This is a genomic window from Sorangium sp. So ce1504 (assembly GCF_051521635.1).
In the GTDB taxonomy this organism is placed as follows: domain Bacteria; phylum Myxococcota_A; class Polyangia; order Polyangiales; family Polyangiaceae; genus Sorangium; species Sorangium cellulosum_B.
The window spans coordinates 9424919-9445279 of sequence record NZ_CP150365.1 but is presented as its reverse complement, the minus strand read 5'-3'; the positions used below and the strand labels follow the sequence as shown (position 1 = coordinate 9445279).

General features: G+C 69.8%; 14 protein-coding genes and 1 pseudogene. 10 read left to right on the top strand and 5 right to left on the bottom strand.

Features of this window, described 5'->3' with window-relative positions:
- The first annotated feature begins 367 nt into the window (after positions 1-367).
- The 4 genes and pseudogenes from WMF39_RS35565 (at position 368) to WMF39_RS35550 (ending at position 6999) form a co-directional block, all read left to right on the top strand.
- Positions 368-2998 (top strand): transglutaminase-like domain-containing protein, encoded by a 2631-nt coding sequence (locus WMF39_RS35565; protein ID WP_437740913.1) that lies wholly within the window; start codon positions 368-370, stop codon positions 2996-2998.
- Positions 2999-3576: 578 nt separating this feature from the next.
- Positions 3577-5166, top strand: a complete 1590-nt coding sequence (locus WMF39_RS35560; protein WP_437740912.1) for a hypothetical protein — start codon at positions 3577-3579, stop codon at positions 5164-5166.
- Between the two features lie 333 nt (positions 5167-5499).
- Positions 5500-6123 (top strand): annotated as a pseudogene (locus WMF39_RS35555) (alpha/beta hydrolase); the annotation flags it as partial.
- 96 nt (positions 6124-6219) lie between these two features.
- Positions 6220-6999, top strand: coding sequence for a class I SAM-dependent methyltransferase (locus WMF39_RS35550; protein ID WP_437748072.1), 780 nt, complete (start codon positions 6220-6222; stop codon positions 6997-6999).
- On the opposite strand, the gene WMF39_RS35545 is transcribed toward WMF39_RS35550, so the two are convergent.
- Entirely contained in the window at positions 6974-7201 is a 228-nt protein-coding gene (locus WMF39_RS35545) for a hypothetical protein (RefSeq protein ID WP_437740911.1), read from the bottom strand. The two genes, WMF39_RS35550 and WMF39_RS35545, sit on opposite strands and share 26 nt — an antisense overlap.
- 560 nt (positions 7202-7761) lie before the next feature.
- On the opposite strand from WMF39_RS35545, the gene WMF39_RS35540 reads away from it, so the two are divergent.
- The gene (locus WMF39_RS35540; RefSeq protein WP_437740910.1) at positions 7762-9720 is read left to right on the top strand and encodes a LamG domain-containing protein; all 1959 of its coding nucleotides are present in this window, start codon (positions 7762-7764) and stop codon (positions 9718-9720) included.
- 105 nt (positions 9721-9825) lie between these two features.
- The gene (locus WMF39_RS35535; protein ID WP_437740909.1) at positions 9826-10860 is read left to right on the top strand and encodes a transposase; all 1035 of its coding nucleotides are present in this window, start codon (positions 9826-9828) and stop codon (positions 10858-10860) included.
- Between the two features lie 204 nt (positions 10861-11064).
- On the opposite strand, the gene WMF39_RS35530 is transcribed toward WMF39_RS35535, so the two are convergent.
- A complete protein-coding gene (locus WMF39_RS35530; protein WP_437740908.1) occupies positions 11065-12645 on the bottom strand; it encodes a sigma 54-interacting transcriptional regulator in 1581 nt (526 codons plus the stop codon).
- Positions 12646-13001: 356 nt separating this feature from the next.
- Between WMF39_RS35530 and WMF39_RS35525 the strand changes: the two genes are divergently transcribed.
- Positions 13002-14276, top strand: a complete 1275-nt coding sequence (locus WMF39_RS35525) for a serine hydrolase domain-containing protein (RefSeq protein ID WP_437740907.1) — start codon at positions 13002-13004, stop codon at positions 14274-14276.
- 30 nt (positions 14277-14306) lie between these two features.
- Here WMF39_RS35525 and WMF39_RS35520 read toward each other — a convergent pair whose 3' ends face one another.
- The 3 genes from WMF39_RS35520 to WMF39_RS35510 form a co-directional block, all read right to left on the bottom strand.
- A complete protein-coding gene (locus WMF39_RS35520) occupies positions 14307-15269 on the bottom strand; it encodes an NAD(P)-dependent alcohol dehydrogenase (protein WP_437740906.1) in 963 nt (320 codons plus the stop codon).
- A gap of 60 nt (positions 15270-15329) precedes the next feature.
- Positions 15330-16316 carry a hypothetical protein gene (locus WMF39_RS35515; RefSeq protein ID WP_437740905.1) on the bottom strand — a complete coding sequence of 329 codons (987 nt, stop codon included), beginning with the start codon at positions 16314-16316 and terminating at the stop codon, positions 15330-15332.
- Positions 16317-16427: 111 nt separating this feature from the next.
- Positions 16428-17162, bottom strand: a complete 735-nt coding sequence (locus WMF39_RS35510; RefSeq protein WP_437740904.1) for an iron-containing redox enzyme family protein — start codon at positions 17160-17162, stop codon at positions 16428-16430.
- Positions 17163-17921: 759 nt separating this feature from the next.
- On the opposite strand from WMF39_RS35510, the gene WMF39_RS35505 reads away from it, so the two are divergent.
- The 3 genes from WMF39_RS35505 to WMF39_RS35495 all read left to right on the top strand — a co-directional run bounded on the left by WMF39_RS35505 (position 17922) and on the right by WMF39_RS35495 (position 20323).
- Positions 17922-18509, top strand: a complete 588-nt coding sequence (locus tag WMF39_RS35505) for a dihydrofolate reductase family protein (RefSeq protein ID WP_437740903.1) — start codon at positions 17922-17924, stop codon at positions 18507-18509.
- Positions 18506-19513: an RNA polymerase sigma factor gene (locus WMF39_RS35500; protein ID WP_437740902.1), complete on the top strand. Its 1008-nt coding sequence runs from the start codon at positions 18506-18508 to the stop codon at positions 19511-19513. Before WMF39_RS35505 ends, WMF39_RS35500 begins: the two co-directional genes overlap by 4 nt.
- Positions 19514-19837: 324 nt before the next feature.
- Positions 19838-20323: a hypothetical protein gene (locus WMF39_RS35495; RefSeq protein ID WP_437740901.1), complete on the top strand. Its 486-nt coding sequence runs from the start codon at positions 19838-19840 to the stop codon at positions 20321-20323.
- Positions 20324-20361: the final 38 nt, after the last annotated feature.

Below are 20361 nucleotides of genomic sequence, written 5' to 3'. Positions count from 1 at the left end.
CGTGATGAGTGGCGTATCCGACGCCTACCCCGCCGCGTCGAGGAGACCGAGGCAGGAGCGTGAAGGCTCCACACCGGAGGACCGCGCGGGCGGGTCTCCACGCCTCCGAGCGCGCGAGAGCGCGGCGGACCGCACGCCGGCGCCGCGGCGCTCACGCCCTCGCGACGGCACGGTGACGAGATGCACCGGATGCATGACGGACATGCAGTATTCGATTTGGAAAATGTATTTACAATGATCCACATGTCCGTCGAATCTACGCTGGGCGCCGCGTGCCCGCGGGCGAGCTGGCTCGCCGCGATGGGCATTTCAATCCGTACGCCCGCCCTCCGCGCGCGCTGGGCCCAGCATCTCCGAGAAAGGCAGTATGTTGGACAACAGCATCTCGTCGACGCACGTCACGTCTCGTCGCGCCCGGCGCGCCGCCCGCCACGGCGACGCGCTGGCCCTCTTGCTCCTCGGGGCTATCGGCCTGATCGTCGGGTGCTCCGACGACGAGCTCGCGCTCGAGGCCCCGGTCGAGACCTCCGCTCAGGAGCTCACAAGCATCCCCACTATCCCGGACGAAGCTCTCCAGAAGACCCTGGCGCCCCTCCGAGCGCTCGAGATCCCTGGCAGGGTCTACATGAAATCCGTCGAGGAGACGTTCTCCGGCTCGGGGACCTTCTCGCAGGTCGTTCACGTCTATCAACCAGACGCGAACGGAGAGAGGATCCGGTTCGAGCTCGCCGCGAAGACAGCGGGGGGACAGGTGGACACGAGCCACAGGTTCGAGTCCGCCAAGGTCACCTCGCGCCCGGGAGAGCCGGACCAGACCCAGCAAACGCTGTCGAACAGCAGCGGCCAGCAAGTGTACGAGCTCTCCAGCTCACGCCAGGGCTGGTATCGCTTCGAATTCACGTACGTCGCCCCGAACGCGGGCCGCACCCAGAGCTTCAAGGCCACGGACGTCTCCGGGAACTCCCTGAAGATCGTCTGGGTCGACCCCCCGAGCGCCGCCGTGCAGGTCCGCGCCAAGGTCGCCGTGGACAGCTCGGCGTCCCAGGTGTTCCTCAAGGGAGGCGCTTACCGGAACACCGATTCCAGCCAGTCCGCCTATGCCGACAACGTCAAGCTGAACGGCAACCTGCTCTATCGCCGCGGGTTCGATCAGGGCCGCTACAACTTCCCGCTGGGGCAGCTGAACGCAGCGGAGCACACGCTCGAGTTCTCGCTGGCCGCGAGCGGCTACAATCCTGCCAAGTTCTGGTTCGGCGTCAGCGAGAAGAGCTTCGCGCCGGCGGGCACCAAGACGAGCTGGGACCGGGTCCAGTTCCTCTACCACGGCGCGATGCGCACGGGCGACTATGACGCCTGGAGCGAGGGCGTGGCCTTCGCGCAGGGCGCCACCGTCGTGAACGGCGTCCGTCCTCCGCCCGTCCGCCGCGGCACGACGTTCGCGGTCGCCGTCGAGGACTCGAGCCTGAACGGCGCCACGCAGAACGCGACGCTGCGGGTCATCTCGAACGCCGCGGGCGCCGAGGTGTCCTGGGCGAAGTCTCTGCCCGCCGAGGGCGACTACACGGGAGGCATCTTCACGAGCGGCGCGTTCTCCAGCCGGAGCCGCGAGCACTGGCGGATCACCGTGCCGAGCGACGCGCCCATCGGACGCTACCTTGTGCGCGCCTTCGCCCCATCGGGCACCCGGATCGGTCAGGACGTCGTGTTCTACGTGATCCACAACCCCTATCCGCTCGTCGCCAGCGGGGCCATCTCCAAGGCAGAGCTCGAGACGTATGGCTACGACGAGGACGAGGACGGCGTCAATCTGAACGGCGGGTACGGCACCGATCAGGACAACATCCGCGATCACTTCACGGTGCTCTACGAGTGGTCGCCGCCGTACGCCGTGTACCCGAAGCTCACCGCGGCGTTCCGCCGGACGACAGACGAGTCGAAGTTCTCGTTCCTGGATCACGCCGTGGCGGCAGCGCAGGGGACCACGAGCGAGTTCGAGACGATGCGCCGGCTGTATCGCCTCGTCACGCAGCGATACCGGTACAGTCAGGCGACCAACCAGGGCGATGTATCGTCCATCTTCCTGAGCGATGGCCTGGATCCCGCTGAATCGCTCCAGTACGGGAAGCCGGGCTCGCAGCTCAGCTGGGACGACGGGGTGATGGGCGCCCAGTGCTACGACTACGCTCCGGTCCTGGCGGCCATCGCCCGCAGCGCCGGTGTCCTTTCCCGGGTCGTGTCCAGCCAGGGCTTCCTCGGCGGCTGGGGGAACCATTTCTTCACGGAGGCGTACACCCCGGGCGTGCCCCATCACGGCGGCAACCAGCAGAACAGCAGCTCGAGCCCGAACAGCGACACGAGTCCCTGGTACGTGTTCGATGCGACCAATCCGGATGCGTCCGGCAACACCCCGTATCAGTATCTCTGGGAGCGCTACTCGGAGGGGATCGCGCCGCAGGCGCAGTACGGCAAGGCGACGTTCGTGCTCTCGGGATACAAGCCTCTCGGCACGACGACCAACACCGTCACCTGGGATCCGCTGGGCCCCACGGACGATATAGGCGCGGACGACGTCCTGTCCCTGCAGGCCCAGTACGAATCCGGACCGGACTTCTGGCTGACGCAGAGCGGCGTCACGGGCTTCCTCGGGCGCGGCGAGAAGGACGTCTATCGCATCAGCAAGGCGACCACCGGGGCAAGGGCGGTCTCCGTCAGGACGGCGCCGGGCGGCGGGAACACCCTGCAGCCCGTGCTCTGCGTGGGGCCCTACGTCGATCCCAACGGCCCTCCCGTCGAGAGCGAGCCCGGCGTGGCGCCCAGGTGGGCCGCCTCCGTGCCGGTGCGTTGCGCGGATCGGGCGACGACCTATCCCCTTCCCGAGGGGGAGTCGTACGTGGTCGTCTTCCACGACCATGGTCAGCCGGATGACGCCTACCCCGACCAGAACGACAGGCTCAAGCTGGGAGACTCTGTCCAATACGTCCTGGATCTTCAGTACTGAACCTGCCGAGGCCCTCCCGTCGTGGCGGAGCGCCGCCCTCGTTCTTGGGCCTTTTCGTGCCCCGCGCATCCCCGAGCGCCAGCCCGCGTTGGTGGCCCGCGCGGTTTTGCTTTTCGTGATCCGGCCGGCTCGTCCTAGCCTCCGTCATCTGCCCACCGATGATCTACGGGCGGGGGACGGGATTGAAGCGCCACTCCGCCGGCGTCACGCAGCGGGAACCGCACGGGCTCGCGCCCCCGCGCGCCTCCTCCCGGGCCTGTTTGTAAAGAATCTTTAAAAATGGAGCTCCGGGCCGCGCCGAACGTTGAACATCGTTTTTGTTCAGCTACATCATCGGTCGCCTGAGGTCGCTCCTGGCACCGCCTGACGCTCCCAGCGCGCGGCCTCGCGCGCCGGGCGGCGAGGGCTGCCTCCCCGGCGGTTTCCCCGCCGGGGCGTGGCTCACGAGGTCCACGCCGCACCGCCGGGCGGCTCGGATGGCTCCGCGACCACAGCTGAAGAGTGGATGAAACGCGCCGCTTTCCTGCTCGTGGCCGCTCGCCACGGCCGGGCGCTGCGCTTGTAACGGAGAAAGCTCGATGGGACGCTCGAAGATGGGGCTGCTGCTCGCGTGCGGGGTCGGAATGGCGCTGTTCGCCGGGGGGTGCTCGGAGGCAGAAGACGAGATTCCGGAGCCCCTCGGCGAAGCTTCGCAATCGCTCGCGCTGGCGGATCGGCTCGCTGAATGCGCGCAGGATCCGCGGGTGGTCGCCGGGCTTGTCTCGCAGGACATCTGCGCGGGCGCAGGTGTCTTCTTCCACGAGACGTTCGAGGGCAACGGCCGCACCTGCGGCACCTGCCACCCCGTGGCCAACAACACGACGCTCGACGTGCCGTTCATCCAGGCCCTCGACCAAACCAGCCCCAATGACCCGCTCTTCGTGTTCCGGCAGGTGCCGGAGCTCGCCGAGCTCGAGACCTCGGATCTGCTGGACGACGCGGCCATCCTCGAGAACGTGGACGGCTTCGTCGATCCGACGCACCGGTTCGTCTCGCGCGGGGTGAACCACGTCCTCTCGCTCAGCACCAGCATCCGGGCGGATTCGGGGGACGGCACCACCAATCCCCCCACGGAGCGGACCGGCTGGGGCGGGGACGGCTCGAGCGACGGCACGCTGCGCGGCTTCCTCAAGGACGCGATCACCCAGCACTTTCCCAAGCGCCTCGCCCGCGAGCCGGGCGTCGATTTCCGGTTGCCGACACCGGAAGAAGAGGACGTGACCCTGGCCTTCCAGCTCAGCCTGGGCCGGCTGAACGAGCTCGATCTGGCGAGCGTTCGCCTGTTCGACGCGGAGGCGGAGGACGGCCGGCAAGCGTTCATGGACCCGAACCGCGGCCGCTGCAACTTGTGCCACCACAACGCCGGCGCGAACTTCCAGGACACCGGCAACAACCGCAACTTCGACACCGGCACGCGCACCAAGGGGTCGCCGCTCAACGGGGGCAGCTTCGGGGGCGAGTTCCTCGCGGACGGCGGCTTCGGCGGGCGAGACCTGCCGGCGCCCAACTTCGACGCCACGGGCATCGGCTTCCCCAACTCGTTCGGCAACGGCACCTTCAACCCGCCGCCCCTCATCGAGGCCGCGGACACGCCGCCCTTCTTCCACAACAACCTGCAGATCAACGACAAGGCGGATCCGGGCCTCACCGACGCCGTCACGTTCTACGCCTCGACGCCCTTCCTCTTCTCTCCCGCCGCCCAGGAGCTCGAGCAGCGCTTCGGGACGCCGCTCAACCTCGTGCCGCTCGACGCGATCGCCATCGCTCGCTTCCTGCGCGCGCTGAACGCCGCCTTCAACGCCGACATCGCGAAGCAACGGCTGGACGCCGCGCGGGTGCTCGTCGACCAGTTCGCGAACACGCGCGCCGACGTGCAGCAGAAGCTGATGGAGCTCGCCCGCGTCGAGATCGACGACGCCATCGAGGTGATGGCCCCGATGACGCTGTATCCCGCCGCGGCGCAGCAGCTCGACCTCGCGCGCGCCGAGATCGCCCAGGGCCTCGCGGCGAGCTCGGCGGCCGAGCGCCGCAACCGCATCGTGAACGCCACCGCGCGCGTGACGACCGCCCGGGCCCAGTTCGGTCAGAACATCACCTTCGTGCTCGGCCAGGGCAACCTGATGTACTGAGCGCGGCCGTGGCGCCGCGCCCCCGCGCCGCCACGCCCCTCCCGCATGGACTGGGCTTCCCTCATCCGCCGCGTCTATTGGGAGGATGTGCTCGCGTGTCCGTGCGGTGGGCGCCGGCGGCTCGTCGCCGACATCGGTCAACGTGCGCAGCGCGAAGCCATCGTGGCGATCGTGACCGATGCCGGCATCCCCACCGAGCCGCCGCCCATCGTCAGGGTGTTATTGAGACGGGTTCGCCCACGCGCGCGGGGGCGCTTCCCGTTTTCGATTCGTACTTGGCCTCGAATGGATTCGGCGGCATGATGCCGGCATGAGGATCGCGTTCATGACAGGATGCATGTCCGAGCGGAGCAGCGACGCTTGAGCACGTTCGTGTTGATCCACGGCGGCGGCGACGTCGGTTGGTACTGGCACCGGCTCGAGGCCGAGCTGCGCGCGCGGGGGCACGATGTCGTCGCGCCCGACCTCCCGGGGGACGACGACTCGCTCGAGCTGGACGACTACGCAGATGCGGTGGTCGCGGCGGTGGCCGATCGCAGGGATCTGGTCGTCGTTGCTCATTCGTTCGGCGGATTCACCGCACCGCTCGTCGCCGTCCGGCTCCCGGTCGACGCCCTGGTGTTCGTGGCCGGCATGGTCCCGTCCCCGGGCGAGGCGCCCGGGGACTGGTGGGTCAGGACCGGCTATCGAAAGGCAGTGGAGGAGCAAGCCGCGCGCGACGGCGGCGCGACCGGCAACCAGGATCCGTACGTCTCCTTTTACCACGACGTGCCGCGCGAGCTGGCCGCGCAGGCGCTGAGCAAGGAGCGGGCGCACCCGTCGGCGGCATGCACCGCTTCGCCCTGGCCGCTCGACGCGCTGCCGGACGTGCCGACCCATTTCGTCCTCTGCACCGAGGACCGCTTCTTCCCCCCCGGCTTCCTCCGGCGCACGGTTGCGGATCGCCTCGGCGTTGTCCCGGACGAGATCGCGGCGGGCCACTGCGTGGCGTTGAGTCGTCCGAAGGAGCTGGCCGACATCCTGGAAGGCTATACGAAGAAACTTCGTCCGCGGCTGCGGTGGGCCGATCACTATGACGCGGAGCTGCGGGCTCACGACGAGCGACTGCGCGCGGCGATGGTCGTCGACCAGGCAGACCGCATACTCGACATCGGCTGTGGGAGCGGCCAGACCACGCTCGACGCCGCTCGGGCCGCGACGTTGGGAAGCGCGCTGGGCGTAGACATCTCCGAGGAGATGCTGGAGCGCGCCCGCCGCCGCAGCGCCGAGGAAGGTGTTTCCAATGTTGCCTTCGAGCGGGGCGACGCGCAGATTCATCCATTTTCGCCGGCGCATTTCGACCTGATCATCAGCCGGTTCGGCACCATGTTCTTCGCCGATCCAGTCGCGGCGTTCACCCACGTCGCGCGCGCGGCGCGGCCAGGAGCGCGCCTCGTCATGTTGGTCTGGCAGGGTGAGGAGCAGAACGAATGGGCGACGGCGTTCCGTCAGGCGCTGACCGACGGTGCCGCGGTAGCGCCGGCGTCTGGGCCAAATCCGTTCTCGATGGCCGATCCGGATGTGGTCCGTTCCATCCTCGACGCGTCCGGCTTCGTCGAGGTCGGTGTCGCCGACGTGCGCGAACCCGTCTACTACGGACCTGACGCAGGAGCCGCGCTCGACCTCGTGCTCGACATGAGGCGGCACAGGGACCTGCTCGCGCGGCTGGACGCAGCCACTGCGCAGCGCGCGCTCGTCAGGTTACGCGAGACGCTCGCCGCACACGAAACTAGCAAAGGCGTACTGTTCGACTCGCGCGCCTGGCTGGTCACGGCCCGCCGCGCGCCGGCGTAGCGTTACTTGGGGAGATAGGTCGCCTCGGCACGAGCAGCGTGAACCGCCGGCCGAGGGCGCGGTCGCCGGGGACCTGGAGGTCGCGCAGGTCGACGGCGGGCGGGGAAGGGGACGACGCGGGCGCGGCGGCGTCCGCGAGGGCCTGGCGCGGGGCGAGCGCGGCAGCGCAGAGGGTCAGGACGAGGCGCCGGGGGAAGAGCATGCCGGCAGTATCGCAGCTCGTCGGCTCCCGGCGAGCGCGCATGCGACGAGCACCCTCGCCGGGGGCCTATCGCTTTGTTTTTATCCAAGTCGCCATCATCGACGACGCGATCGAACGGCACGCACGGAGGACGCCGGCCGCGTCGTCGGAGATCCGAGATGAATTGATTGCATGAGGATCATGATGCTTATGAATTGGAGCTTTGCTGTTTGAGCATTAAGCGGTGACGCCCTGGGGCAGAGTGTGTAAATGTTTGTTAAGGCTGTCAAAATCGTGCTCCAGGTGAATTGTAATGTTGAGCTGAGCTGCTACGTCCGCTAAACGTTGGGTCGCTAGGGGCTGCTCCGAGCGCGAGCTGCCAGATGGAAGCGCTTGAGTTCGGCGCGACCGAGCCTGGTATTTGCCCGCGGCGCAAGGGCTGGGCAGTCGAGCCTCGTCAACGCCTTTCTGGGCGTTCATGCCAGGGTCGGCAAGTGACGAGCGGCTGGTCTCGCGTCTTCAAGCTCGAGGTCTGCAGGACGCGAGCTCGGGGCTCTCGGCGGAACACAACAGGGGTCATTATGCGCTTTCTCGATCAGCACATTTCCCGATGGATGGTGGCCGGCCTGCTCCTCGCGGGGTGCAGCGCCAGCGACACCGACGCGGAGGTCATCGACACCGCGACCCAGGGGCTGGCTTCGGCCATCAGCTTCTGGCGGATGAACGACTGCGATCCGAGCAGCACGGCGCTGGCGGATTCGACCTTCTCGGCCTTCCACGCCACGCGATCCGCCTCGAGCGCGTGCGTGGACCGCCCGGATGGGCTCAAGGCGGTGGCGCTCGACGCGGAGGGGGAGCGGATCACGACGCCCGTCGCGGCGGCGTACGAGTTCGGTACCCGCTTCGCGGTCGCGGCCTGGATCAACCCGACCAGCATCGACTTCAGCACGGTCCGCACCATCTTCCGCCAGGGGAGCGGCAGCAGCGACATCATCGCGTTCCAGATCGGGCACGGCACGCTGGAGCTCAACCTGAACGTCAAGATTCCCGGATCGAGCACGCTTGTGAACATCCGCGGCGCGGCCTTCGGGCACAGCCTGTCGCCCGGGTGGATGCATGTCGGCGCCACGTACGACGGCCTGGCGATCCGGCTCTTCATCAACGGCCAGCTCGTGAGCACGACCAGCTTCGGCTTCTCGAGCCCGACGCCCATCAACGGCTCGCCCCTCTCGCTGGAGATCGGCGGGGCTCCCCCCCAGAACGGCAGCTCCCGTCAGTTCCTCGGGGCCATCGACGACGTCTGGGTGTCGAGCCAGCCGGTTACGACCGCCGACATGAGCGAGCTCTTCTCCCTGCCGTCCTGCCCCGAGGTGGACGAGAACAAGGAGCTCTTGATCAGGGATCTCGCGGTGGTCGAGGATCCGGTCAGGACCACGGGCGACGGCGTCTGGACGTTCAAGCACCTGATGGAGGCCATGGCGCCCACCCCGGCCCAGGCGCCCGTCATGGTCGAGCAGATGTTCCAGAGCTGGCTCTCGGACCAGACCATGAACACCCACGTCGTCCCCGCGCGGACGGGGATCCAGTCGCTCGTGCTCGATCCCTGGCCCAGGGTCGACGGGGCGCTCGACCTGTCGCGCGCCCCGATCCGGCTCCTCGCCATCGTGAATCGGCTGGATCTCAGGAAGCTCGCCGACGGCAAGGCGGGTGAGGGCCGGTTCGTGTTCGGGGTGACCGACAGCAGCGGGAGCCCGCTGCAGTTCACGATCATCCTGGAGTATCGCCTGCCGGCGACCACCGAGGCAGAGGTGCTCGACTGGGCGAACCTCTGGCACGAGCTGAACGCGCTCTCCCTCGGCTCGGCGGACTACAACGCGAAGCTGGCCGAGATCACCGAGCGGTTCGCTGGGAGCAACGCGGAGCCCGGCCGCGTGAACGGCAGCGCGCTGTCGCAGCTCCGGACGAACGAGATCGCCCTGGCCGGCCCCTGGGAGCTGCGCGAGTTCACCCTGTCGCCGGCCACGGGGCTCCTGCAGCCCGACACGGTGAAGCTGACGCCCGACACGAGCTTCATGGGGCAATCGATCGTCGCCGACTTCATCAACCAGAACGAGGCGTCCATCCTGACCGAGACGCACACCGTGCCCGAGGTCTTCCAGGGGGTCAGCTTCCTCGGCGGCAGCTCCATCAACGACTTCCCCCGCCCGCCCTGGAACGCCCCTGGGATCACCAACAACGAGGCTCGCCACAAGTTCTCGTTGAACGCTTGCAACGGTTGCCACGGCGTGGAGGCGCAGACCGTCTTCCTCCACATCAGCCCGCGCTTCGCTGGCGTCCAGGCCGACATCTCGGCCTTCCTGGAAGGCACCGACGTGCTGGACCCGGTCGACGGCGTCACCGTCCGGCACCTCGACGATCTCGAGCGCCGGGCGACCGACATGGAGCAGCTGCTCTGCGCGCAGCCGGGACCCGCCGCGTTCCGGGGCACGTCCGGGGCGAGCAGCTCCTTCATCGCCAAGGGCATCGATCGCGTGCACTGAGGCGCGCAGCGCAGCAGCTCAAGAGCGCCGGGCCGCCCGGCCCCGGAGAGGGTGTTCGCCGCGCGGGGCAGGCGCCGTAGACCGAGGCGCGGAAGCGGAGCTGTCGTGCACTTCCACGTCGTCGCGCTCGATGGCGTATTCACTCGAAAGGACGGTCCCGAGGTCGTTTTCCACCAGGGCCCTGCGCCCTCGCGCGACGACATCGCCGCTGTCGCCGCGCGCGTCGAGAAGCGCATGATGCGGTGGCTGCGGCGGCGGAAGCTCGTGGACGACGGGCCGAGCGAGGAGCGCTCCAACGAGGTCCCCGAGCTCTCCCCGCCCGAAGCGTGCATGCAACTGTCGCTCTTCGGCGGCACATTTGTGCGCCTCGATGAGGTCGGCGTCCCCCTCGCAGAGGCGGACGACGAGGATCGCTTCCGCCCCCGGGGCAAGAGCCCGTGGGCCGGCGAGGTGGCAGGGTTCAACATCCATGCGGGCGTCACGCTCCGCGCGGGGGATCGCGCCGGCCTTGAACGGCTGTGCCGCTACGGCGCGCGCCCGCCCTTCAGCCTGGAGCGCATCTCGCTCCTGCCCAATGGCCGCGTCGCGTACCGCCTTCGCAAGCCCCGTCGCAACGGCGCGACTCACCTGGTGCTGGCGCCTGTGTATTTTCTGGCGCGCATCGCGGCTCTCGTGCCTCCACCGCGGTATCCGTTGCTGCGCCTTTCCGGCGTGCTCGCGTCGGGCTCGTCGTGGCGAGCCGCCGTGGTGGCTCACCGACCCGCGGCGACGGGCATCCCGGTGCCGGAGACGAAGACGAGCGCGACGGCGCCACCGACCTGCGCCAACGACATCACGGCGCCACCTCCCGCGGCTACCTGGGACCCTCCGGCGAGCGCGCGCACGAGCCTCGGCGACGGCATCGTCCCGCCGGTCTACGCACGCATGGACTGGGCTTCCCTCATCCGCCGCGTCTATCTGGAGGATGTGCTCGCGTGTCCGTTCGCGCGTGGCCGTTGGCCAACCTCTGCCCGCAGCTCGACCCCATGCGAGCGGCGCCCTCGTTCTTGGGCCTTTTCGTGCCCCGCGCATCCCCGATCGCCAGCCCGCGTTGGTGGCCCGCGCGGTTCTGCTTTTCGTGATCCGGCCGGCTCGTCCTAGCCTCTCCTAGCCTCCGCGAGCAGAGGCGGAGCAGGCGCTCGCCTGGAGCGACCCGGACGCCGCCCGCCGCGCGCGCGCTCGCGGACCGGGGGCTCGCCCTGGGCGCGGAGCGGGACGTCGAGGCGGTGCTCCGCGGGATCCAGGAGGGGGCGTCCCGCGCCCTGGGCGCCGGGGGCGCCGCGCGCTCGTCGCGCTCGTGAGCGCTCAGGGCGGCCGCTTCCGCGGCCGCGGGATGCCGTACTCGTCGATGCGGTTGATCAGCGTGCGCAGCGAGACGCCGAGGAGCTTCGCGGCGCGCGTCTGGTTGCCCGCGGACCGCTCGAGGGCCTCGATGACGCGCTGCCGGTCGGCGGCCTTCATCTCGAGCCGGAGCCTCGTGAGGGCGTCGCCGCTCGGCGGCGCGGCGTCGGCTGGCGGCAGCCCGGCGCCGCTGGGAGGGGGTGCGGCGCCGCTCGGCGGCGGCGCGGCGCCGCTGGGAGGGAGCGCGGCGCCGCTGGGCGGCGGCGGGGGGATGGCGCCGCTGGGCGGCGGCGGGAGAATTGCGCCGCTGGGCGGCGGCGGGGGGATGGTGCCGCTGGGCCGCGACGCGGCGCCGCTCGACGGGGGCGTGGCGCCGTTCATCAGGTGCGGCGGCAGATCGGCGGGCAGGACCGACTCCCCCGCGCACAGGACCGCCGCGCGCTCGATCACGTTGCGCAGCTCGCGCACGTTCCCCGGCCAGGCGTACGCCTCGAGGGCGGCGAGCGCCTCCGGCGAGATGCGGGGCGTACCGCGCTGGTCGAGCTGCCGGCACGCCTCCTCGAGGAACCTGCCGGCGAGCGGGCCGATCTCGGCGACCCGCTCCCGGAGCGGCGGGACGACGAGGGAGATGCCGTTCAGCCGGAAGTAGAGGTCCTGGCGGAAGGCGCCGCGCGCGATCTCCGCCTCGAGATCGCGGTTGGTCGCCGCCACGAAGCGGAGGTCGAGCCGGCGCGGGGTGCGGCCCCCGATGCGGAGCACCTTCCGGTCCTCGAGGACGCGGAGCAGCTTCGCCTGGAAGGCGAGGGGCAGCTCGCCGATCTCGTCGAGGAACAGCGTGCCGCCGTGGGCCGCCTCGAGCAGGCCGGGGCGCGCGTGGCTGGCGCCCGTGAAGGCGCTCTTCTCGTGGCCGAAGAGCTCGCCCTCGAGGAGCGACGGCGGCAGCGCGGCGCAGTTCAGCTCGACGTAAGGCCCGCTCGACCGCGGCGAGCGCGCGTGGAGGGTCCGGGCGAGCACCTCCTTGCCCACCCCCGTCTCGCCCAGGATGAGCACGCTGATGGGGCTCCGCGCGGCGCGGGCGGCCTGCTCGTAGAGCGCCAGCATCGCCGGGGCCAGCAGCACGATGTCCGCGGGCGGCTTTCCGCGGTCGGGCTCCTCGGCCGCCCCGCCGGGCGCGCGGCCGACGACGACGGTGGTCGCGCCGAGGTTGAAGCGCTCGCCGACGCCGACCTCGGCGCTCTCCCGCGAGAGGCGCCGCAGGCGGTGCGTGCGCGCCGTCAGCGCGCGGGCCTGCGGCTCGCCGACGAAGGTGCCGTTGGCGCTCCCGAGGTCCTCGATCCGGAGCGGCGGGCCGACGTCGAGGGCCGCGTGCCGGCGCGACACCGAGCGATCGTCGATCCGCACGTCGCACCCCTCGTCGCGCCCGAGGACGACGCGGCCGTGGGGCGGCAGCGGGGCGAAGGTGATCGTGTTGCCGGCCACGATCGCGAGCCGGAGCGTCGTCGTGCAGGAGCCCCGCACATCGCTGCCGGGAAAGCCTTCGTCCACGAGCACATCCTACGCGGCGCCGCGCGCCGCCGTGCGCTGGTTTGGCGTTGATTTGCACGAATCATGCAAAACCGTGCAGAGCGCCGGGACCGCGCGGGCGATCGCGCGGCCGATCGTGCAGGCGGGTGCACGATCGGCGCACCTGTCCGCCGGCGCTCTCGCGCGGCGGCGCCGCGAATCGCTGGGTCCGCTGCCCGGCACGCCTCCTGCTGTTCAGGAATTCGGGCGCTCGCGAGCGTCGATGGCGACCTCAGCGACGGCGCGGGAAAGCGCGCCCGAGCGGGCTCTGCTGCGGCGCGACCCGGCCCCCCACGGATCACGGATCAGGAGCGAGCATGTGCACCGAGCATGGATTTTTGAATCGCAGGCGCCTTCTCCAGGGGCTGGGCCGTACGGCGGCGGTGGCCGCGTTCGCGCCGGCGGTCCTGTCGGCCAAGGTGGCTGAGGCGCACATCCAGACGACGTACGAGCGGCTCGTCCCTGGGCGGCCCGAGGGCGTCGGCCTGTGCTCGGAGCGCATCGAGGACGTCTTTGCGCGCATCCAGCGACGGGTGACCGACGGCCTGTTCCCGGGCGCGGTCGCCCTTGTAGCGCGGCGGGGGAGGATCGTCGGGCACCGGGCGTTCGGCTCCCGGGTCCGCGGCGCGGACGAGCCGATGACGCTCGACACGCTGTTCGACCTGCTCTCCATCACCAAGGTCCTCGCGACGTCGACGTCGGCGGTGATCCTCGTGGAGGACGGCGTGCTTCGGCTGAACGATCGGGTGGCCGATTTCATCCCGGAATTCGCGGCCAACGGCAAGGAGGCCATCACGGTGCGCGACATGCTCCGGTACACGGCCGGCTTGCCGCTGGACAGCCAGTTCCTGGACGACCCGGACGCCGAGCGCGTCTGGCAGCGCATGGCGGAGGCGCCGCTCGAGTACGTCCCTGGCACGCAGGTGCTCTACAGCGATCTCACCTACCGCCTCCTCGGGCGGGTGATCGAGGTCGCCTCGGGCATGGATCTCGACGCCTTCGCGAAGGCGCGCATCTGGGGCCCGCTCGGCATGAGCGACACGACCTTCAACCCGTCGGCGGCGCTCATCTCGCGGACCGCGGCCACGGGCTACTCCGAGCTCCGGGGAAGGATGTGCCGCGGCGAGGTGCAGGACGAGCAGGATCACGCGCTCGGCGGGATCGCCGGCTGTGACGGCGTCTTCTCGACGGCGCGGGACATCGCGGTGTTCTGCCAGATGATCCTGAACGGCGGCAGGTACGGCGGCGCCCGCGTCCTGAGCCGCCAGGCCGCCGCCGCGATGGTGAGCAACCAGACGCCCGAGGTGAAGGCGTCGGAGACCGACGTATCGCCGATAACGAACCTCCTGATCACGCCCAAGGGCTATGGCTGGGAGCTCGCGACCCACCGCTTCTCCAACGGCGGGTCGCGCCTCTCGAGCGGCTCTTACGGCAAGGCGGGCGGCACCGGGTGCTTCCTGTGGATCGATCGCCGCCGCGAGCTGATCGGGGTCATCTTGACGAACCACGGCGTGCCGACGCCGTTCGATGAGATCGGCTGGAACCGGATGCTCGACGCGGTCGGGAACGGGGAGTTCTTCGACGGGATCGTCAACGCCGTCATCGACGACTGAGCCCGGCGTCGGTTGGTACGGGGGGCGCCGTCACACGGTGATGACGATCTTCCCGCGCGCTCTCCCCTCGCCGAAGTAGCGGAGCGCGTCGGGGACCTCGTCGAGCGGAAAACAGCGATCGATGACGGGGCTCAGCTTGCCCGCCTGGAACAGCTCCCCCAGGGCAGCGAGGTCGTGGTTCGCCTTCGCTGGCATGAGGCGCATCTTCTTTTGCTCGCTCCTCGATATCCACGGCCCGACGAGCAAGAGCTGAAAGATTCGACCGATGGAGCCCCCGAGCATCACGTAGGTCCCCCCTCGGTTCAGCGCGCGCGCGTAGTCGAACATCGAGCGGTGCGCCGCGGCGTCGAGGATCAGATCGTAGGTCTTCCCGCCGGCCGTGAAGTCCTCTTTCGTGTAGTCGATGACCTCGGCTGCGCCGGCCGAGCGCATCGTCTCCAGCTTCTCCGTCCGGTCCACGCCGGTGACCTCGGCTCCGAGCGATGTGGCGATCTGGATGGCGAGGGTGCCGACGCCGCCGCCTGCGCCGTTGATCAAGACCTTCTGGGCGGGCCTGAGCCCTCCCTCGTCGCGGAGCCCCTGAAGGGCCATCGCGCCTGCCTGAGGGAGGGCCGCGGCTTGCTCGAACGTCATCCCGGCCGGCTTGGGCGTCAGCGCGCTCTCGGCGGCGCGCGCGTATTCGGCGAAGCCGCCCCAGCCGCACTGGCAGAGATCTCCGAACACCTCGTCACCGGGCCGGAACCGGGTCACGTTCTTGCCCACCGCCTCCACGCGGCCCGCGATGTCCGCTCCCGGGACCTTGTGCTTGGGCCTGAGCAGCCCCCAGAAGCGAAACAGCACCGGCGTTCCGGTCACGAGATCCCAGTCCCACGAGTTCACGGAGGCCGCGTGGACCCTCACCAGGACGTCGTCGTCGCCGATCTCGGGCCTCGGGATCTCCTCGAGCCTCAGGACGTCGGGTGAGCCGTATCGGTCATAGACAATCGCCTTCATCTCGTCTCCGCGGCGTTCCCGCGGCCCCTCAGGCTCACCCGAGCGCCGCGCGGCGCGGCCTCACTTGCCGCAGCCGACGCGCTCGGAGTGGAGCGCGAGGTCGTCGTACCACATGGTCTTGGCCCCGCCGTGGTACTTCTCGAACCCGAACTTGAAGAGCTTGTAGTCGTACGGGCCCCAGTCCGTGACGTGCATCGCGTTGACCTCGGTGCCGTCCACGAACACGCTCACCGAGCGGCCCGGCCCGTCGTAGTGGAACTCGAGGCAGTACCAGGTGTTCGCGACGAGCTTCACGCCGCCGCTGCACATGTACATTCCGCCGTTCGAGAGCATCTCTTTGTCGTCGCTCCTGCGGTTCAGCTCGAGCTGACACTGGTGCTCGCCGATGCGGATCTGCTCGCCGTTGTTGGGATCCCCGTTGCCTTCCGCGGCCGCGACATACGTGTTGTGGCCCATCTGGATGTCGGTGGCGCTCTTGAGGTAGACCCTGCCCCAGAAATTGCTCGGCACGGCCACGCCGAGCATCTGGCTGAAGTCCGTGCCCGAGACCTTGACGGAGCGCGTGCCGCTGTGACCGGTGCTGTCCAGCGTCACGAACTCGCTCATCCTCGGCCGCAGGTACTCGGGGAAGAACTGGATCTCGGAAGGCAGCGAGCCGCCTTCGAAGTCGGAGCAGAAGATGCTGCACCCGCCGGGGTCCGTGCCGCCGGTCGCCGCCGTGCTGGTCGTCGTGTCGCCGGCTCCGGTGCTCGTGGCGCTCGCGGTGACGTCGCCTGAGCCGCTGCTCGTGGCGCTGCTGCTGGTGGCGCCGCCCGAGCCGCTGCTCGTCGTGGCGCTGCCGCTGCCGCTCGTTGCGCCGCCGCCGCTCGTGGCGCCGCCGCTGGTCGCGCCGGGGCCGGAGGAGGTGCTCCCGGGGCCCGGGCCCGCGGCGTCGTCGCCCGACCCGCCGGCGCCGCCGGCCCCGGAGCTGGATTCGCCGCCGCACGCGGCCACGGACGCGAGCGTGTACATGGCAAAGAAGGCAAAGGAACGAGCCGAGAAGGACATACTGGAAGATCTCCTCAAGAACGGGCGCAGAACGGCCCAAGCGATGCGCGCGATTCTATCAGTGAACCCTGCGCGTGTCAGGCAGAACCGGAGGAGTGCGCCAAGGCCAGCTCAGGCCTGCCGGAGCCCCATGGCGCGCCCGACCCCATCCCGGTACGCCAGCCAGGCCGCGTGCGCTGCGGCCACCGCGGACGCGACCGCGTCCGCCGTCGGGCCCTCGTCCGGCACGTGCCCCAGCACCATCTCCCACGCGTCCCGCCGGTGCCCTCCTTCGACCGCCCGGTGCGCCCTCGCCAGGCGCATGCGCTCGGGCGGACACCCGTAGTGCCGCACCATCGGGTGCGCGCGCAGCGCCTCCTCGATCGGCGGCGCCTCGCGCTGCCCGAGGAGCTCCGCGCGCTCGTGCACGCTGCCCTCCACGAAGATGGTCAGCACCGCCGCGCCCACGACCCACGGCGGCGCCGCGCTCGCGCGGTCGAGCAGCGCCCGGTAAGCGTGGGCCTCGGGCTCGAGCGGGATCGACTCGTCCTCGATGGCCGCGCGCGGGATGCCCAGGCCGTCGATCATCTCCAGGAAGAGCGCCGGGTGCGACACGCCCAGCGAGAGCTTGCCCGTCTGCTCTTCGAAGAGGTTCTCGGCGAGGGCGCTGCGCACCGCGGCCGGCGGCGACTGGCCGAGCACGCGCGCGAGCAGCACCGGGAAGTCGCGCACGTAGACCCGGTATTCGTGCCTGAAGTGAACCGCGAGCTGGTCTCGCGTGAGGCCGGGGCCGGTGAGGTGCGCCCAGGCCCAGTGGTTCTTGCGGTCCATGATCGCGAGCAGGCGTTCCTGAAGACGACGCGTCATGCGGCAGCTCCTCGGCAAGGGGTGAGCCTTGGTTGTACAGCACCGACGGCGTCTGCCCAGCGCCGTCGTCGCAGGTCGCGCGGAGGGCGGCGCGCCGCCAGGGCAGGGCGGGGAGGAGCTCGAGAGCCTGAGGCGCTCGTGCGCCGTCCTTGTCACAGATCGCCCGCTCCGGCCGATGACGCGCCATGAGCTCACGTTCCTGGGGATTCATCGCCGCGGTCACCCTCGGCCACCTCAGGATCCGCGGGGCGATGGGGGAGGGGGTCGAGGAAGCGCGTGGCGGCTCCGGCCGGTGAGCGGTGCGGGGCGACCGAACCTGGGCCGGGTAGCTATCTTCTGGAGCTCCTTGAGTTCGGCATCGCTACGTACGGAGCTGGTGGCGCCATGTACGGAGCTTGCGTCGCTAACTACAGAGCTGGCTCCGGGTCGCCCAACCTGGGTCGGGTCGCTCTGAGCCGCTCAGGGACAGGCAACAGAGTAAGAGAGAGTACACAGGGAGACGGGGAGACGGGGAGGAGAGAGAGATAGACAGACCAAGGTGGAGAGGCGAGAGGCGGGGACCATCCTTCGCGCCTGCTCGCCGCCCCGCATCGATGCCGCCCGAAGCCGCCGGCGCCGAGCCTGATGGTTCGAACGGCTGATCCCCATCTCTCGCCTCCCCGCCTCCCCGTCTCCCTGTGAAGCTCTCCTTCTTCCTCTCCGCCCAACATTTTCTTCGCCCCCCCGTATCCTCCCGGCCGCGCCGTTCGTCGGTGAGCCATGACGACGACGACCCCGACCGAACGACGCCTCTACGTCTCCATGATCACGTCCCTCGACGGCTACATCGAGGGCCCGGGCCGCGAGCTGGACTGGTTCCAGGACGGCAACCCGCAGTTCGAGCGGTACTGCGACGAGATGGTCGACTCCGTCGGCCTCGCGATCTACGGGCGCACCTCCTACGAGCTCATGCTCCAGTACTGGCCCGACGCCGAGGCGCGCCCGCGCTCGCCCCAGGACCTCGCGTTCGCGCGCAAGATGAACGCCCTGCCCAAGGTCGTGCTGTCCCGGACCCTGACGCACGCCGCGTGGGCCAACACCCGCGTGGCCCGTGACCCCGAGGAGATCGCCGCGCTCAAGCGGCAGCCCGGCAAGCCGATCGTCGCCTGGGCCGGCGCCGCCCTGGTCTCGACGCTGATCGAGCACCGCCTCGTCGACGAATTCCGCCTGATCGTGCACCCGGTGGTGCTCGGCGGCGGCACGCCGCTGTTCGCGCGCCGCGACCATCGCCTCTCGCTGCGGCAGATCCGGACCCAGAACCTGGGCGGCGGGCTGTCGGTCCTGTGCTACGAGCCGGTCTGGTCATGAGCGACGAGCCGCGCGACCTCGGCGAGCTGAGCAATGACGTGAAGGCGTCATGGCAGCGGTTCCTCGACGTGTTCGAGCCGCTCCGGCCCGAGCTGTACCGTTACTGCCGCTACCTGACCCGGAGCCCGTGGGACGCCGAGGACCTGGTGCAGGACACCATGGCCCGCGGCTTCGTCACGCTCGGCACCCTGTTCCACGAGGTGCCCAACCCGCGCGCCTGGCTGTTCCGGGTGGCGTCGAACCTCTGGATCGACCGCGCCCGGCGGCAGCGGCTCGAGCGCGACGCGCTCGGCGAGCCCTCGGCAGCACACCCGGCGCCAGGGCACGCGCCCGACGAGCGGGCGCCGCGCGAGGCCGCCGGCACCCTGGTCGCGCACCTGTCGCCCCAGGAGCGCGCGGCGGTCGTGCTGAAGGACGTGTTCGATTTCTCGCTCGAAGAGGTCGCCGCGTCGCTCTCGACCTCGGTCGGCGCGGTCAAGGCGGCGCTGCACCGCGGCCGCGGCAAGCTCGTCGCGCCCGAGGCCGACGAGCCCCGGGCGCCCGCGCCGGGCGTGCTCGACGCCTTCTGCGCCGCCTTCAACGCCCGCGACCTGCCGGCCCTGACCTCGCTGCTCCTCGACAGCTCGATCACCGAGATCGTCGGCGTGGTGACCGAGTACGGGCGCGAGCCCCCGGCCGATCCGCGCACCGGGTCGTTCGTCGGCAGCCTCTCGCCGATCACGACCACCGACGCCGGCGGGGTCGACGCCCGTCACCTGGTCGGCTACCTCGGCGGCCCGCCACGCTGCGAGGTGCGCGAGCATCGCGGCGAGCTCTTGCTGCTCTTCTGGTTCGAGCACGACACCGGACCCGCGGTGCGCACCGTCTGGACCGTCGAGACCGACGGCGAGCACATCGCCCGCATCCGCAACTATTTCTTCACCCCCGATGTGATCGCCGAGATCTGCCGCGAGCTCGACGTGCCCTTCCGCACCAACGGCTACCGGTACTGGATCCACAGGTAGCGCCCGGTCGCTCAAGGACGAAGGACCACGGGGGGTGAGCGGCTGTCCACCGAGAGCACGTGGGGATACCCGGGAACGGCGATTTCGCCGCGGCGGCGTCCTCACATAGGCGGGTGAAGGTCGGGTCGCCGGTGCCGCCGGGCGTCGCCCTACGAGCCGAGTCACGACATACCGCCTGGAGGGGCTCACCTGTGACGTGGTTCACGTTCGCTGAGATGTCAGTCCGGGCTGATCTTGACAGGTCAGATGGAATGAGGTGTCCTGTCCCAAGGGCAGGCGTCGTCGAGGGCCGCCGGTCTGACCGGGCGGTATCAGGGGGGATCCATGAGGGTCGTTATCAAGCAATCGACCGAGACACGAACCGGCATCTCCGTCGTGAAGACCGCGGGGGCCATCGATACGTTCAACATCCTCGGCCGCCGCATCCATACGATCGAGAGCGCCTATCGCGATCAGCGCATCCTCATCCACCGGTGGTTCGGTGAGGTCTTCGATGAGGAGATCAAGGAGATTCTCGGAGGGCACTTCGTGGAAGCGTTCGTCGAGAGCAAGTGCACAAAGCTCCTCGCTGACCTGAGCCAGTGGGCCGCGAGCTGGGACGGCGTCAACGATTACCTGCGAGACGACGTGATGCCGCGGCTCTTCGCAGCCGGCCTGCGGCACCTGGCCGTGTTCGTCAAGCGAGACGAGAGCATGGAGGACGACGCCAATCGATTCGCGCTGGAGCGATTCGCGAACGAGATCGACAACGTGAACGCCTCGTTCTCCTCCGAGCAGGATGCCATGGAATGGCTGAGGACGCGCGGTTGAGCAGCGCGATGAACGCTGAGCGAGGGGCGCCGGGATGC

Coding starts and splice junctions, on each gene's coding strand:
- WMF39_RS35565 (WP_437740913.1), top strand. CDS start 368: ATGTTGGACAACAGCATCTCGTCGACGCACGTCACGTCTCGTCGCGCC.
- WMF39_RS35520 (WP_437740906.1), bottom strand. CDS start 15,269: ATGAAGGCGATTGTCTATGACCGATACGGCTCACCCGACGTCCTGAGG.
- WMF39_RS35540 (WP_437740910.1), top strand. CDS start 7,762: ATGCGCTTTCTCGATCAGCACATTTCCCGATGGATGGTGGCCGGCCTG.
- WMF39_RS35505 (WP_437740903.1), top strand. CDS start 17,922: ATGACGACGACGACCCCGACCGAACGACGCCTCTACGTCTCCATGATC.
- WMF39_RS35495 (WP_437740901.1), top strand. CDS start 19,838: ATGAGGGTCGTTATCAAGCAATCGACCGAGACACGAACCGGCATCTCC.
- WMF39_RS35560 (WP_437740912.1), top strand. CDS start 3,577: ATGGGACGCTCGAAGATGGGGCTGCTGCTCGCGTGCGGGGTCGGAATG.
- WMF39_RS35500 (WP_437740902.1), top strand. CDS start 18,506: ATGAGCGACGAGCCGCGCGACCTCGGCGAGCTGAGCAATGACGTGAAG.
- WMF39_RS35515 (WP_437740905.1), bottom strand. CDS start 16,316: ATGTCCTTCTCGGCTCGTTCCTTTGCCTTCTTTGCCATGTACACGCTC.
- WMF39_RS35545 (WP_437740911.1), bottom strand. CDS start 7,201: ATGCTCTTCCCCCGGCGCCTCGTCCTGACCCTCTGCGCTGCCGCGCTC.
- WMF39_RS35510 (WP_437740904.1), bottom strand. CDS start 17,162: ATGACGCGTCGTCTTCAGGAACGCCTGCTCGCGATCATGGACCGCAAG.